The 12,429-nt window shown below is 71.1% G+C and carries 16 protein-coding genes; 5 read left to right on the top strand and 11 right to left on the bottom strand.

Annotated elements, in window-relative coordinates; genetic code table 11:
- Positions 1-29: 29 nt before the first annotated feature.
- Entirely contained in the window at positions 30-548 is a 519-nt protein-coding gene (locus KBZ08_RS02950) for an allophycocyanin subunit beta (protein WP_254971219.1), read from the bottom strand.
- A 162-nt stretch (positions 549-710) separates the two neighbouring features.
- Here KBZ08_RS02950 and KBZ08_RS02945 point away from each other — a divergent pair, with 162 nt between their 5' ends.
- Positions 711-2,006, top strand: a complete 1,296-nt coding sequence (locus KBZ08_RS02945) for a glutamine synthetase family protein (protein ID WP_254971217.1) — start codon at positions 711-713, stop codon at positions 2,004-2,006.
- Position 2,007: 1 nt separating this feature from the next.
- On the opposite strand, the gene KBZ08_RS02940 is transcribed toward KBZ08_RS02945, so the two are convergent.
- Entirely contained in the window at positions 2,008-2,277 is a 270-nt protein-coding gene (locus KBZ08_RS02940) for a hypothetical protein (RefSeq protein ID WP_146134540.1), read from the bottom strand.
- A gap of 101 nt (positions 2,278-2,378) precedes the next feature.
- Here KBZ08_RS02940 and KBZ08_RS02935 point away from each other — a divergent pair, with 101 nt between their 5' ends.
- Positions 2,379-2,678 (top strand): DUF6439 family protein, encoded by a 300-nt coding sequence (locus KBZ08_RS02935; RefSeq protein WP_106219923.1) that lies wholly within the window; start codon positions 2,379-2,381, stop codon positions 2,676-2,678.
- Here the strand turns inward: KBZ08_RS02935 and KBZ08_RS02930 are convergent.
- Together KBZ08_RS02930 and KBZ08_RS02925 are read right to left on the bottom strand one after the other, a co-directional pair.
- Positions 2,644-3,069, bottom strand: a complete 426-nt coding sequence (locus KBZ08_RS02930) for an ATP-binding protein (protein ID WP_106219922.1) — start codon at positions 3,067-3,069, stop codon at positions 2,644-2,646. The two genes, KBZ08_RS02935 and KBZ08_RS02930, sit on opposite strands and share 35 nt — an antisense overlap.
- 32 nt (positions 3,070-3,101) lie before the next feature.
- Positions 3,102-3,848, bottom strand: coding sequence for a GUN4 domain-containing protein (locus KBZ08_RS02925; RefSeq protein ID WP_254971214.1), 747 nt, complete (start codon positions 3,846-3,848; stop codon positions 3,102-3,104).
- A gap of 133 nt (positions 3,849-3,981) precedes the next feature.
- On the opposite strand from KBZ08_RS02925, the gene psb28 reads away from it, so the two are divergent.
- From psb28 to KBZ08_RS02910, 3 genes are read left to right on the top strand one after another with little or no spacing between them, the layout of a single operon-like run.
- Entirely contained in the window at positions 3,982-4,356 is a 375-nt protein-coding gene (psb28, locus tag KBZ08_RS02920; RefSeq protein ID WP_015108118.1) for a photosystem II reaction center protein Psb28, read from the top strand.
- Positions 4,353-5,426, top strand: a complete 1,074-nt coding sequence (locus tag KBZ08_RS02915; RefSeq protein WP_106219921.1) for an AI-2E family transporter — start codon at positions 4,353-4,355, stop codon at positions 5,424-5,426. Before psb28 ends, KBZ08_RS02915 begins: the two co-directional genes overlap by 4 nt.
- The gene (locus KBZ08_RS02910) at positions 5,423-6,430 is read left to right on the top strand and encodes an AI-2E family transporter (RefSeq protein ID WP_106219920.1); all 1,008 of its coding nucleotides are present in this window, start codon (positions 5,423-5,425) and stop codon (positions 6,428-6,430) included. Before KBZ08_RS02915 ends, KBZ08_RS02910 begins: the two co-directional genes overlap by 4 nt.
- Before the next feature lie 31 nt (positions 6,431-6,461).
- Here KBZ08_RS02910 and KBZ08_RS02905 read toward each other — a convergent pair whose 3' ends face one another.
- From KBZ08_RS02905 to rsmA, 7 genes are all read right to left on the bottom strand, one after another.
- Positions 6,462-6,686 carry a hypothetical protein gene (locus tag KBZ08_RS02905; protein ID WP_254971205.1) on the bottom strand — a complete coding sequence of 75 codons (225 nt, stop codon included), beginning with the start codon at positions 6,684-6,686 and terminating at the stop codon, positions 6,462-6,464.
- Positions 6,683-7,636 (bottom strand): protein translocase subunit SecF, encoded by a 954-nt coding sequence (secF, locus tag KBZ08_RS02900; RefSeq protein WP_106219918.1) that lies wholly within the window; start codon positions 7,634-7,636, stop codon positions 6,683-6,685. Before secF ends, KBZ08_RS02905 begins: the two co-directional genes overlap by 4 nt.
- Positions 7,637-7,645: 9 nt before the next feature.
- Positions 7,646-9,172 carry a protein translocase subunit SecD gene (secD, locus tag KBZ08_RS02895; protein WP_106219917.1) on the bottom strand — a complete coding sequence of 509 codons (1,527 nt, stop codon included), beginning with the start codon at positions 9,170-9,172 and terminating at the stop codon, positions 7,646-7,648.
- 1 nt (position 9,173) lies between these two features.
- Complete coding sequence (locus tag KBZ08_RS02890; protein ID WP_254971202.1) at positions 9,174-10,157, bottom strand: pyruvate dehydrogenase complex E1 component subunit beta; 984 nt, start codon at positions 10,155-10,157, stop codon at positions 9,174-9,176.
- Positions 10,158-10,312: 155 nt separating this feature from the next.
- Positions 10,313-10,615 carry a DUF3082 domain-containing protein gene (locus tag KBZ08_RS02885; RefSeq protein ID WP_094584495.1) on the bottom strand — a complete coding sequence of 101 codons (303 nt, stop codon included), beginning with the start codon at positions 10,613-10,615 and terminating at the stop codon, positions 10,313-10,315.
- Positions 10,612-11,562, bottom strand: coding sequence for a 4-(cytidine 5'-diphospho)-2-C-methyl-D-erythritol kinase (gene ispE / locus KBZ08_RS02880; protein WP_106219915.1), 951 nt, complete (start codon positions 11,560-11,562; stop codon positions 10,612-10,614). Before ispE ends, KBZ08_RS02885 begins: the two co-directional genes overlap by 4 nt.
- 5 nt (positions 11,563-11,567) lie before the next feature.
- Positions 11,568-12,413, bottom strand: a complete 846-nt coding sequence (rsmA, locus tag KBZ08_RS02875; RefSeq protein WP_254971199.1) for a 16S rRNA (adenine(1518)-N(6)/adenine(1519)-N(6))-dimethyltransferase RsmA — start codon at positions 12,411-12,413, stop codon at positions 11,568-11,570.
- Positions 12,414-12,429: the final 16 nt, after the last annotated feature.

Genomic DNA, 12,429 nt, shown 5'->3' with positions numbered 1-12,429 from the left:
AGGTGAAGGGAGATTAGGAAACGGTCGCCTCAGCGGGCCCGGACATTGCTGGAGGAGAGGCCGCGGCAGAGGTGCTCGAAGGGAGCCCGCACCAGGCCGGTGTCGGCCATGCCGGCATCGGCCAGCATCTCGGCGATCACCTCACCGAGGAGGGCGATGCTGCGGACGGTGGGACCGGTGGGCACCCCCAGGCTCTTGTAGGTGTCGTCGAGACCGTTGAGCACCCGCTCGTCGAGGATGGTGAAGTCATCGGCGACCAGGGCGTAGCTGGCGTAGCGCAGGAAGTAATCCATGTCGCGCAGGCAGGCCGCCAGCCGCCGGGTGGTGTAGGCGTTGCCGCCGGGGAGCAGCAGTTCAGGGTCCTCCAGCCAGAGGCGCTGGGCCGCCTCCCGCACGATGGTGGCGGCTTCCCGGTTGATCAGCTCGACCGCAGCCAGCCGCAACTCCGCCTGACCGAAATAGGAATCGATCCGATCGATCGCGGAGCGATCGAAGTAGCGGCCCAGCTGGTCGTAGCGACCGATCAGACCGGTGATGGCATCTCGCATGGACGAAACGGATCGACGCACCTGAAGCGGAAGGTAGCACTCGCAATCCGCCAGATTCCTGTGCTGCGGCTGGTTCTGGGGAATCTGACAGAAACGGTTACGCGGCCACCGGCCGATCGGGGGGGCACCATCGTGGCGGCAGCCTTCCCCCCCGCCCCCGCCATGGCCACCTCCGCCCAGGACGTCCTGCGCCGCCTCGGGGACGACGGCATCGAGCGCATCGACCTCAAGGTGACGGACCTGGCGGGGCGCTGGCGGTCGATCGGGCTGGAGGCCCATCGCTTTGGAGAGGGGGCCTTCCACCACGGCCTGGCCCTCGACGGCCTGGTGCTCCACCCCGACCCGGCCAGCGCCTGGATCGACCCCTTTCTTTCCCCCCGGAGCCTGAGCCTGATCGCCGCCGTCGAGGGGCCACCCGACAGCGCCGGGCGTCTGCGCCATTGCCCGCGCACCGTGGCGGCCCACGCCCAGGCCCTGCTGGCGGGCAGCGGACTGGCCGACGCCGCCCGCTTCGGCGCCGAAGCCGGCTACTTCCTGTTCCAGGAGCTCACGTCCCAGGCCGACGATCTCGGCTGCGGTTACCGGGTCGCCCCCGGCAGCGCCATTCCCCAGGTGCTCCACAACGAGCTGGGACACACCCTGGCGGCCCTGGGGATCCGGGCCCGCCTGCCGCACCAGCCGGCGGGCGGCCCCCTGCAGAGCCTGACGCTGGCGAGCGGCGATCCGCTGCGGACCGCCGACGCCCTGATGGTGAGCCGCTACGTGGTGCGGAACGTGGCCCGCCGTCACGGCTGGAGCGCCACCTTCCTGCCCAGGCCCACCCTGGAGCCCGCCTGCGCCGGCCTGGCGGTGCACCAGAGCCTGTGGAGGGCCGGCCATCCCCTGTTCGCCGGTAAGGGCACCTACGGCGACCTGTCCCAGACCGCCCGCTGGTACCTGGGGGGGCTGCTGCGCCATGGTCCCTCCCTGGCCGCCTTCACCAACCCGGGCACCAACAGCTACCGGCGCCTGGGGAGCGGCCCCCAGGCGCCGGCCCGCCTGGCCTACGCCCGCAACGACCCGGCCACCACGGTGGCGGTTCCCGAGCCGGACGGGGACCCCGGCCGGCGGCGGCTGGTGCTGCGCCAGGCCGACGGGCTGGCCAATCCCTACCTGGCCTTCAGCGCCATGCTGCTGGCCGGCCTCGACGGGGTGCGCCACCAGATCGATCCCGGCCCCCCCGCCGATCGGGAGCCCGCCCCGACGATGGCGCCTCCGGATCCGGCCGATGGGCAGCGCCTTCCCGCCGATCTGGGCGCCGCCCTGGCGGCCCTGGCCGCCGACCAGGACTACCTGCTGGCCGGCGATGTCTTCAGCCGGGAGCTGCTCGATGACTGGATCGCCCTGAAACGCTCGGACATGGAGGCCCTCAAGCACCGCCCCCATCCGCTCGAGTTCGTCGCGGAGGCCAGCGCCTGAGTCAGGGCCGCAGCAGCCAGGCCAGCAGCATCCCGAGCCCGCCCCAGCGCAGGGCCGTCCAGAAGCGATCACCGTGCCGCCCGCGGGGCAGCAGGGCCTCCGGGAGCGGGTCCAGCAGCCGCTGGGCCAGCTCCAGCCGCTGGCGCCTGCGGCGCAGGCTGACGCCGCTGGCGGCCACCGCCCCGGAGCGACCGGCCAGGCTCAGCACCGCCGCCAGATGATGCAGCACTCCCGGGGACGGGGGGCGGCGGGGGCGCTGGGGACGTCTCATGGCGGAGCGATCGACAGGGCGAGGCCTGGAGCGACAGGATGGATCCACTTCGGTCCGATCGTCCAGTGGAAGCCCCCGCCGCTCCAGCCGGATCGCCCTCCATGGCGGGCGCCGCCCTCCCGGCGAGCCGCTCCTGGCCCGCCGAGGCCCTGCCCCTGGCCGAGCGCCTGCACCGCCAGCTCAGCATCGGCGATCGGGAGTGGCACGCCCTGAAGCGTCAGCGCCCCCGGCGGGCCGCCGAACAGCTGGCGGCGGCGCTGGTGCAGCTGCTCGCCGCCGATGACCCCGGCGCCACCGCGCCCAGCGATGGCCGCCTGCGCGCCATCGCCCTGCTGGAGAACGCCCAGGCCTGGCTCCGGGCCGAGATCAGCGATCCGGGCTGTCCTGCCCACGGGCGCTGACCGCGGCCCGCCGGGCCGCCAGCTGCAGCCGGTTGCCGCGACCGCTCCAGCGCACGTCGTCGAAGCAGTGGTGAATGAGGAACAGGCCCCGGCCGGAGGGGGCATCCTCCTGGCAGGGCAGACAGGCCTGGCGGGCATGGACGGGCAGGCCGGGCCCCTCGTCCTGCACCTGCCACACCACCCAGCGCGGCGTGACGATCCGACGGATCCTCAGGCACTTGCCCGGATCGCAGCCGTTGCCGTGGCGCACCGCGTTGACCAGGGCCTCCTGGAGACCGAGCTGCAGCTCCGCCTGGCGCAGGGCGCAGCCGATGGGTTCAAGGAGCAGCTCCACCAGCGGGCCCAGCTGCAGGGTGGAGGGGGTGATGTAGTCGGCCCAGCGGAGCTGCATGAAGCAGGTGGTCCCATTCGCCTGACTGGAACCTAACGCGGGCGCCCCGCCGCTGCCTCCTCCAGGCGCGCCTGGATGGCGGGATGTTGCAGAAGGGCGTCCATGAGGCGCACCCCCCGCAGCTGGTTGATCAGGGGCATGTGGCCCTCGGGGGCGTCAATCGTCCACTGGAAGGACCCCGGGTAGCGGGTCCAGGTGCCGTCGGTCTTCCAGCCCAGGCGGGGCCAGAGGCGTTCCCACTGCCCCTGGCAGGCCTGCAGCAGCCGGGCCTGGGTGGAGAAGCCGAAGCGCCCCTGGGAGTAGCAGGTCCAGAGGCGGTCGAGGCTGGTGAGATCGATGGCGGGCATGCTCGCCACCTCGCTGTAATAGACGTAGCCGCGGCGCACGGCCCCCTCGCCGGCCAGCTGCCGCAGGTGGTCACTGGTGAGCCGGTCGGCCTCCTCGAACGCCTGCCGCATCAGATGGTGCTGCAGCGGCCCGTAGTCGAGCCCGGCGACGCTGGTGACGGCGAGCCAGCCCTGCGGATGGCGGGCCAGCAGGGCCTCCTGGCGAACGGTGTCACCGGAGGCCAGCAGCAGCTGGATCAGGTGGCCGGCGGCCCAGTCGTCTCCGGTGGCGTCAAGGCGGTCCAGCCGGTCCGGGATCCGATCCAGCAGGGCGTCGCCGGCCTGACCGAGGCTGGACAGCAGGCTGCGGCGCTGACGGGCCGAGCCCGAAAGGAAGCGCTCCAGCAGCTGATCGGCATCGACGGTGCTGGAAACCGGAGGACCGGAGAGCATGGGGGAGACGACCGGCCGGAGAGGCAGCAGGGTGGGTCCCACTATGTCAGGAGCGATGGGCCCAGGCCTGGGGTCTGCGCCGCCATGGGAGCGGGGACGGGCTCTGCCTAAAGTCATCTTTTGAGCGAGTGCCATGGCCGCCGCCATTCAGTTCTTCCGCGGGGTGGACGAGACGGTCGTGCCCGACATCCGCCTGACCCGCTCACGGGATGGCCGCACCGGTCAGGCCACCTTCGTGTTCGAGGAGCCCGAAGCCCTGGCGCCCCAGTCGGTGGGGGACATCACCGGCATGTTCATGCTGGATGAGGAGGGCGAGATGGTGACCCGGGAGGTGAAGGCCCGCTTCGTCAATGGCAAGGCCAGCGCCCTGGAAGCCACCTACACCTGGAAGAGCACCGCCGACTTCGAGCGCTTCATGCGCTTCGCCCAGCGTTACGCCGACGGCCATGGCCTGGGCTTCGCCGGCCAGGGCGACGAGCCGGCCGAGGAGGCTCAGGAGGAGGTTTGAAATTCGGCCAGTGGCTGGGCCTGATCGCCCTGCTGGCGGCGCTGGTGCTGCTGTGGAGCCTGCGTGACGCCCTGATCCTGCTGTTCGCCGCCGTGGTGCTCGCCATGGCCCTCTGCACCCTGGTGGGCGCCATCCGGGAGCGGATCGGCGTCGCCCGGCCCCTCGCCCTGCTGCTGGCCCTGGTGCTGGTGAGCCTGGTGGTGCTGATCGTCGCCACGGTGGTGATCCCACCCTTCATCAGCGAGTTCCGGCAGCTGGTGCTGCAGGTGCCTCGGGCCTGGGACGAGCTGCTGAAGCTGCTGCGCCAGGCCCTCGAGGGCGCCTCCCAGATGCTCTACGGCCGTCGGGACGGCAGTCTGGACTGGATCAAATCGACCCTGTCGGTTCCCACCTCCCTGCCTCCCGATCTGCTTGGCCGGCTCGGCGGCGGTGCCATCGGCCTGGTGGGGGTGGCCGGCAACCTCGGCGCCGGTCTGCTCCAGACCCTGTTCGTGGTGGCCGTTTCCCTGATGGTGGCCGCCCAGCCCACCGCCTACCGGGAAGCGATGCTGCTGCTGGCCCCCTCCTTCTACCGGAGGCGCCTGCGCCAGGTGCTGGTGGCCTGCGGCACCGCCCTGAGCAGCTGGATGGTGGGGGTGCTGATCAGCTCCCTCTGCGTGGGCCTGCTGGCGGCGATCGGCCTGTCCCTGCTGGGCGTGAAGCTGGTGGCGGCCAACGCCCTGCTGGCCGGCCTGCTGAACATCATCCCCAATGTGGGGCCCACGCTCAGCACCATCTTCCCGATGTCGGTGGCCCTGCTGGATGCCCCCTGGAAGGCCGTGGCCGTGCTGCTGGTGTACGTCCTGATCCAGAACCTCGAGAGCTACGTCATCACCCCCTCGGTGATGCACCACCAGCTGCAGCTGCTGCCCGGGCTCACCCTCACCGCCCAGCTGCTGTTCACCCTGCTGTTCGGTCCCCTCGGCCTGCTGCTGGCCCTGCCGCTGGCGGTCTGTCTCCAGGTGCTGCTGCGGGATGTGCTGATCCATGACATCCTCGATCCCTGGAAGCGGGAACGGCGGCGGACATGAAGGCACGCACCCTGCTCGGGGCCCTGGCCCTGGTGGCGCTGCTGCTGCTGCTGTGGGAACTGCGCTGGGTGCTGCTGATCCTCTTCGGAGCCGTGGTACTGGCGGTGGCCCTCGATGTGCCCACCAGCCTGCTGCGCCGGCTCACCCCCCTGAACCGGGGAGCCTCCCTGTCGCTGGTGCTGCTGGTCCTGCTGACGATCGGCTGGCTGCTCGCCAATCTGCTGCTGCCGGAACTGATCGACCAGGTCCGCCAGTTCAGCCAGCTGGTGCCCGAACTGATCCAGCGGCTCGGCAAGGTGGTGCCCAGCACCCCCCTGCTGCGGGACCTGGAGCGGCAGCTGGCCGAAGGAACCCTCTGGGACCGGCTGCAGCCCCTGGGCGGCCAGCTGCTCGGTGTGGCCGGCGGCGCCGCCAACAGCACGATCCAGCTGCTGCTGATGCTGCTGCTGGCGATCCTGATGGCCCTCGATCCCGCCAGCCACCAGCGCCTGCTGGTCGCCGCCACACCCCGGTTCTACCGGCCGCGCATGCAGGAACTGCTGGGGGAATGCCGTGAGGCCCTCGGGGGCTGGCTGGCCGGCATGACCATCTCAGGCACGGTGGTGTTCGTCACCACCTGGGCCGGCCTGGCCCTGCTGCAGGTGCCCCTGGCCCTGCTGAGCGGCCTGGTCTGTGGCCTGCTCACCTTCGTGCCCACCATCGGGCCCACGGCCGCCACCCTGCTGCCCCTGGCTGTGGCCCTGCTGATCTCGCCGGCCAAGGTGGTCCAGGTGCTGGTGCTGCGGCTGCTGCTCCAGAACGGCGAGGCCTTCCTGCTCACCCCGCTGCTCCTGAGCCGCACCGTCAACCTGCTGCCCACGGTGGCGCTGATGGCCCAGCTGAGCCTGGGGGCCCTGCTGGGGTTGCCCGGCCTGCTGCTGGCCCTGCCCCTGGTGGTGGTCCTGCAGGTGGTCTGCGAAGAGGTGCTGGTCCGGGATGTGATGGACCGCTGGGACCGGGCCTGAACGCCCGGATCAGCCCTGGGGCCTGATCGCTTCAGCCGCGGGCGCGGCGGTAGTGGTGCCAGAGGGAGGGCTGGGCCACCAGCACCGTGACGGCCAGCAGGTGGGAGCGGACGGCGGCGGTGAGGGAGGTGAGGGTGAGGTGGTCCCAGAGCAGGATCAGCTCCACCCGCAGGTCGACCAAGGCCAGCACCAGCAGCACCACGGGCAGCAGGGGCCAGCCACGCCGGGTCGCCTCGATGCGCTCGGGGCCCCTCATCGCTTCGAGAACACCGGCAACAGGGTGGGGGCCAGGCCGATGCTCGACCAGCTGCCGACGGCGATGCCCACCGTGAGCGCCACGGCGAACCAGAACAGGGTGCTGCCGCCGAAGAAGATCAGGGCCACCAGCGGCAGCAGCGTGGTGAAGGAGGTGTAGAGCGAGCGGGTGAGGGTGGCATCCACGGCCACATCCACCTGATCCACCAGGGGAAGCTCACCGAGGGTGCGGCGCTGCTCACGGATCCGGTCGTACACCACCACCGTGTCATTGACCGAATAGCCGGCGATCGTGATCAGGGAGACGGCGAACAGGGAATCGACCTCGATGCCCTGGAGCAGTCCCAGCCAGGCGAACAGTCCGCAGGTGATCAGCACGTCGTGGGCCAGGCACAGCAGGGCCAGCCCGGCGAAGATGCCGCTGTAGCTGAAGGTGATGTAGGCGGAGATCGCCACGAAGCTCACCAGCAGGGAGATGAGGCTGCCGCGCAGCAGCCGCGAGCCCAGAGTGGGACCGATCGTGTTGACCGAGGTGCCGCTGGAGCGCAGCGGCCCGAACCGGGCGGCCAGGTCGCCGACCAGGGCCGTGCTCTGGTCGGCGTCGAGGGCCGGCAGGCGCAGCAGCAGGGACCGGCCGCCATCCAGCACCTGCACCGAGGCGCTGCCCAGGCTGGGGGGACGCTCCCCTTCCGGGGCGGGCAGGGTGAGGCGGCTGAGGCCCTGGCGCACCTCGGCGGGGGTCACGGCCTTGCAGGGGGAGCAGTCCCGCTCCACCTGCACCTGGGTGCCGCCGGTGAAGTCGAGGCCGGGTCGCAGGGGGGCCCCGATGGCCGGGTTCAGCCAGCAGAGGGCCAGCCCCAGCAGGCTCAGGCCGCAGGCCAGCCCCGAGCCCAGCCAGGCCAGCCGCCGGTGGCGGTTGATGCGGAAGCGGGGGGAGGGGACGGAGGTCATGGGAGACATTCAGGCCACGCCCGCCGGGGCCGCGCCGGCCCGGACGGGCGGCAGCTGGCGGGCGGGGAGGAAGTAGGTGGGGCGCCGCAGGGCCGGGTAGCTCATCAGCAGCCGCAGCAGGGTGCGGGTGCAGGTGAGGGCGGTGAACAGGCTGAGCAGCAGGCCGATCGCCAGGGTGACGGCGAAGCCCTTCACCAGGCCGGTGCCGAGGAAGAACAGGGCGGCGCAGCTGATCAGGCCGGTGACGTGGCCGTCGATGATCGAGGACAGGGCCAGGGAGAAGCCCGTGTCGATGGAGCGGATCAGGGTGTTGCCGGCCCGCAGTTCCTCCTTGATGCGCTCGAAGATCAGCACGTTGGCATCCACCGCCATCCCCATGGACAGGATGAAGCCGGCGATCCCCGGCAGGGTGAGGGTGACGGGAATCAGGGCGTAGATAGCCAGGTTGAACAGGGCGTAGAGGCTCAGGGCCAGCACCGCCACCATCCCGGGCAGGCGGTAGACCACGGCCATGAACACCGCCACCAGGGCCAGGCCCGAGAGGCCGGCCACGAGGCTGGAGCGGATGTTCTCGGCGCCCAGGGACGGGCCGACGGTGCGCACCTCGACGATCTTCACCGGCAGGGGCAGGGAGCCCCCCCGCAGCTGGACCTCCAGGTCGCGGGCCTCCTCGGCGCTGAAGTTGCCGGTGATCGAGGCGGATCCACCGGTGATGCCGGCCACCTTGAACTGCTCGCCGACGCTGGCCTCGCTGATCGAGCGGCCATCGAGGACGATGCCGAGCACCCGGTTGGTGCCGGCGATCGACTGGGTGAGGGCGGCGAACTTCTCACCCCCTTCCCGGTTGAAGCCCAGGGTCACCTCCCAGCCGGTGCCGGTGGCCTGCTGCTGGCGGCCGGCGCTGGTGAGGTCCTTGCCGGTGATCAGGGGAGGGCCGTAGAGGGAGAGGATGCGGCGATTGGTTTCCCGCAGCAGCAGCTCCAGCTGGTCGACCTCGCTGGTGCCGGGGGGAACCTGAATCCCGAGGGAGGTGAGCGCCTTGGCCAGGTCCTCCGCCGACAGGGAGACCGGCGCCGGCGGCGGCGTTGCCGCGGGGTCATCGAGGGCGGAGGGGGGCCGCTTGGAGCGCAGCACCGACTCGGCCTGGCGCTTGAGGCCCAGCAGGCCTTGCATCTCCTGCTCGGTGCCGGGCTTCTGGGCCCGGAACTCCAGCAGGGCCGTGCTGCCCAGCACCCGGGCCGCCTGGCTGGGATCCTGTTCACCCGGCAGCTGCAGCACCAGCTGGTCGCTGCCCACCGCCTGGAGGGTGGATTCGGCCACGCCCAGGCCGTTGATGCGGCGCTCCAGCACGTCCTTGACGGCCTCCAGCTGCTCGGCATCCACCCGGGTGATGGCGCCGGCCGGCATCACCTGGAGGGTGAGCTGGCTGCCGCCGCGGAGATCGAGACCGAGCTGCAGGCCGTAGTTGGCCAGCAGGGCCCCGGAGGCGATGGTGAGGGCCAGGATGAGGGCGAACCAGCCCTGTTGGCGTCCCATCTCAGCGTCGACCCGCCTTCAGATCGTGCGCCGCGGCAACGATCTGGTGGGGCTGAATGATGGTGAGGTTCTCCAGGTTGCCGTTGTACGGGGTGGGGATGTCCTGGGAGGAGAGGCGCACCGGCCGGGCGTCCAGGTCGTCGAAGCAGTGCTCGGTGATCAGGGCGATCAGTTCGGCGCCGATGCCGCCGGTCTTCATGCATTCCTCCACCACCACCACCCGATGGGTCTTGCGGATCGAGCGGGCGATGGTCTCCATGTCGAAGGGCTTGAGGCTGATCAGGTCGATCAGTTCCACATCCACACCCTCGGCCTCCAGCTGCTCCACCGCCTTGAGGCAGTGGTGGCGCATGCGCGAATAGGTGAGCATCGTGACGTCCTTGCCTTCACGGACGACCTCGGCCTGGTCGAGGGCACAGATGTAGTCGCCCTCGGGGATCTCCTCGCTGAGGTTGTAGAGAAGAACGTGCTCGAAGAAGAGCACCGGATTGTTGTCGCGGATGGCGGCCTTCATCAGGCCCTTGGCATTGGTGGGGGTGCTCACCGCCACGATCTTGATGCCGGGCACGGCATGGAAGTAGGCCTCGAGGCGCTGGCTGTGCTCGGCGCCGAGCTGGCGGCCGACGCCACCGGGTCCGCGCACCACCGCCGGGATCGTGTAGTTGCCGCCGCTGGTGTAACGCAGCATCCCCATGTTGTTGGAGATCTGGTTGAAGGCGAGCAGCAGAAAGCCCATGTTCATGCCCTCCACGATCGGCCGCAGGCCGGTCATGGCGGCACCGACGGCCATGCCGGTGAAGCTGTTCTCGGCGATGGGGGTGTCCAGCACCCGCAGTTCGCCGTACTTCTCGAACAGGTCCTTGGTGACCTTGTAGGAGCCGCCGTAATGGCCCACGTCCTCTCCCATGACACAGACATGGGGGTCGCGGGCCATCTCCTCGTCGATGGCTTCGCGCAGGGCGTTGAACAGAAGAATTTCAGCCACGGAGCAGGGGCCTGTGCGCGGCCAACCTATCTCAGCCGCCGGCGGCGAAGGTGCTGAGCAGCAGGACCGACAGGAGCATGCCCGGCAACAGCAGGACCACCAGCAGACCCAGGTCGTGGGGTGTCATCGGCGGGAGGGATGGCAGGGTGGGCAGCTTAGGAAGGGGATTCGGCCTCGGCCGGCCAAAGGCTGCGGATGAACACCAGGAACAGCCCCAGGCCGATGAAGGCGAAGGTGAAGGTGGCCAAGAAGCACATCCCCACCATCAGGGTCTTCATGGCGGTGGCGATGCTCTGGGCGAAGGCCGAGTCGAAGTGGGGGGGATGGGTCACGTACCAGCCCACCACCCGCTGGCTCACGCCCAGGCTCAGCCAGGCCAGCAGTCCGCTGGTGAGGGCACCGGAGAGGAAACTGAGGGGTCCCTTGCGCGGCGGCGGGGCGGGTCGTTCGTCGGTCATGGCGCGGATCCATCCGTCACCAGGCTGACACCGGATCCGCCGCAGCGGCAGCACCAGGCGTCGAAGCCCAGGGCCTCCAGCGGCTCCGCCAGGGACTCCCGGGCCGCCTCAGCCGTGGCCAGATCCGGATGGAGCGCGAAGAGGCTCGGCCCCGAGCCGCTCATGGCGACGGCCAGGGCCCCCGGGCCGCGGCGCAGCAGGTCGAGGCCGGCGCGGATGCTCGCCACCTCCGGCTCCACCACCGCCTGCAGATCGTTGCGCAGGTGGGGCAGCGGGCCCCGGCCGGCCAGGGCCGTCACCAGGGGGCCCTGACGCAGAGCCTGGCGCCGCTGCTCGAAGTCGGCTTCGGCGTCGAGATAGAAGTCACTGCGCAGGTCCCGGCAGCGGCCGTAGGCCCAGGGGGTGGAGACACTGGCCTCTGGATGCTTGATCAGCAGCACCGCCTGGCCGGGCGCCCCGTGCGCCGTCACGGGCTCGAGCCGCTCCCCGCGGCCGAAGCAGAGCTGGGTGCCGCCCTCCAGGCAGAAGGGCATGTCCGATCCCAGTTCGGCCGCCAGCCCGTGCAGCCGCTCGCTGCCCAGGGCCAGGCCCCAGAGGGCGTCAAGGCCCACCAGGGCGGCGGCCCCATCGCTCGAGCCCCCCGCCAGGCCGGCGCCGATGGGGATGCGCTTGTGCAGCGTGATGTCCACCCCCAGTTCCGGCAGGCCGACCCGGGAGCGCAGCAGCTCGGCCGCCCTGACGATCAGGTTGGTGCCGTCGCTGGGCAGGTCGGCGTTGTCGCTGCGCAGCCGGATCATGGCGTCGGCGGTGGTGCGCAGCACCAGGGTGTCGGCAAGGTCGATGCTCTGCATCACCATCGCCAGCTCGTGGTAGCCGTCCGGCCGCAGACCCAGCACCTCCAGGTGCAGGTTGATCTTGGCGGGGGCCCGCACCGTCACATCTGCCATCGGGATCACGCTCCGCCGGGATCGGCGCTCGATGCCCGATTCAAGCCGGTGGCGAGGGCCAGCCAGCGCTCGGGCCCCAGCTCCTGGGGCCGCTGCTGCAGATCCACACCGGCGGTGGCGGCCACCTCCAGCAGCTGGGGCGCCGGCAGCAGGCCCGCCAGGGTGGTGCGCAGCATCTTGCGCCGTCCGGCGAAGCAGCGCGTCAGCAGCCGCTCCACCGCCAGGGCCAGGTCCCGCGGCGGCAGGGACTGCGGCGGGACGGGTTCGATCACGATCACCTCCGAGGTGACCTTCGGCGGCGGGGAGAAGCAGCGGGCCGGCACCGGGCAGACGCTGCGGCAACGGGCCAGCAGCTGCAGACGCACGCTGAGGGCCGAAAAGGCGCTGCTGCCCGGCCGGGCCCGGATCCGCTGGCCCACCTCCTGCTGCACCAGCAGCACCAGGCGCTCGAAGCGACAGGGTGCGGGCCGGCCCAGGCGCCCCACCAGCAGCTCCAGCAGCGGTCCGGTGATGTTGTACGGGATGTTGGCGACCACCTTGGTCGGCGCGGGACGGTCGGGGAAGGGCAGCGCCATCTCCAGCACGTCCCCCTCGATCAGGGTGAAGCGCCCGTCGCCAGCGAACCGCTGCCGCAGGCCCGTCACCAGGTCCCGGTCCAGTTCCACCGCCAGCAGCGAGGCCGCCGGCGACGCCAGCAGCCGTTCGGTCAGGGCGCCCCGGCCCGGGCCGACCTCCAGCACGTGGTCGTCGCTCCGCAGCTCGGCGGCGGCCACGATGCGATCGAGGACCTGGCCATCGGTGAGCCAGTGCTGCCCGAAGCGCTTACGGGCCCGGTGGCCGTTGAAGGTCATGGAGGCGCCGGCAGGT

The organism is Cyanobium sp. Candia 9D4, assembly GCF_024346155.1.
Lineage (GTDB): Bacteria > Cyanobacteriota > Cyanobacteriia > PCC-6307 > Cyanobiaceae > Cyanobium > Cyanobium minutissimum.
This window is presented reverse-complemented; position numbering and strand designations above follow the sequence as displayed.

What these genes read in the sequence shown, in the direction of transcription:
- KBZ08_RS02935 (WP_106219923.1), top strand. Translation starts at nt 2,379, where the DNA reads ATGGCGGGCGCCGCCCTCCCGGCGAGCCGCTCCTGGCCCGCCGAGGCC.
- KBZ08_RS02930 (WP_106219922.1), bottom strand. Translation starts at nt 3,069, where the DNA reads ATGCAGCTCCGCTGGGCCGACTACATCACCCCCTCCACCCTGCAGCTG.
- psb28 (WP_015108118.1), top strand. Translation starts at nt 3,982, where the DNA reads ATGGCCGCCGCCATTCAGTTCTTCCGCGGGGTGGACGAGACGGTCGTG.
- KBZ08_RS02950 (WP_254971219.1), bottom strand. Translation starts at nt 548, where the DNA reads ATGCGAGATGCCATCACCGGTCTGATCGGTCGCTACGACCAGCTGGGC.
- KBZ08_RS02925 (WP_254971214.1), bottom strand. Translation starts at nt 3,848, where the DNA reads ATGCTCTCCGGTCCTCCGGTTTCCAGCACCGTCGATGCCGATCAGCTG.
- secD (WP_106219917.1), bottom strand. Translation starts at nt 9,172, where the DNA reads ATGGGACGCCAACAGGGCTGGTTCGCCCTCATCCTGGCCCTCACCATC.
- ispE (WP_106219915.1), bottom strand. Translation starts at nt 11,562, where the DNA reads ATGGCAGATGTGACGGTGCGGGCCCCCGCCAAGATCAACCTGCACCTG.
- secF (WP_106219918.1), bottom strand. Translation starts at nt 7,636, where the DNA reads ATGACCTCCGTCCCCTCCCCCCGCTTCCGCATCAACCGCCACCGGCGG.
- KBZ08_RS02945 (WP_254971217.1), top strand. Translation starts at nt 711, where the DNA reads ATGGCCACCTCCGCCCAGGACGTCCTGCGCCGCCTCGGGGACGACGGC.
- KBZ08_RS02885 (WP_094584495.1), bottom strand. Translation starts at nt 10,615, where the DNA reads ATGACCGACGAACGACCCGCCCCGCCGCCGCGCAAGGGACCCCTCAGT.
- rsmA (WP_254971199.1), bottom strand. Translation starts at nt 12,413, where the DNA reads ATGACCTTCAACGGCCACCGGGCCCGTAAGCGCTTCGGGCAGCACTGG.
- KBZ08_RS02905 (WP_254971205.1), bottom strand. Translation starts at nt 6,686, where the DNA reads ATGAGGGGCCCCGAGCGCATCGAGGCGACCCGGCGTGGCTGGCCCCTG.
- KBZ08_RS02910 (WP_106219920.1), top strand. Translation starts at nt 5,423, where the DNA reads ATGAAGGCACGCACCCTGCTCGGGGCCCTGGCCCTGGTGGCGCTGCTG.
- KBZ08_RS02940 (WP_146134540.1), bottom strand. Translation starts at nt 2,277, where the DNA reads ATGAGACGTCCCCAGCGCCCCCGCCGCCCCCCGTCCCCGGGAGTGCTG.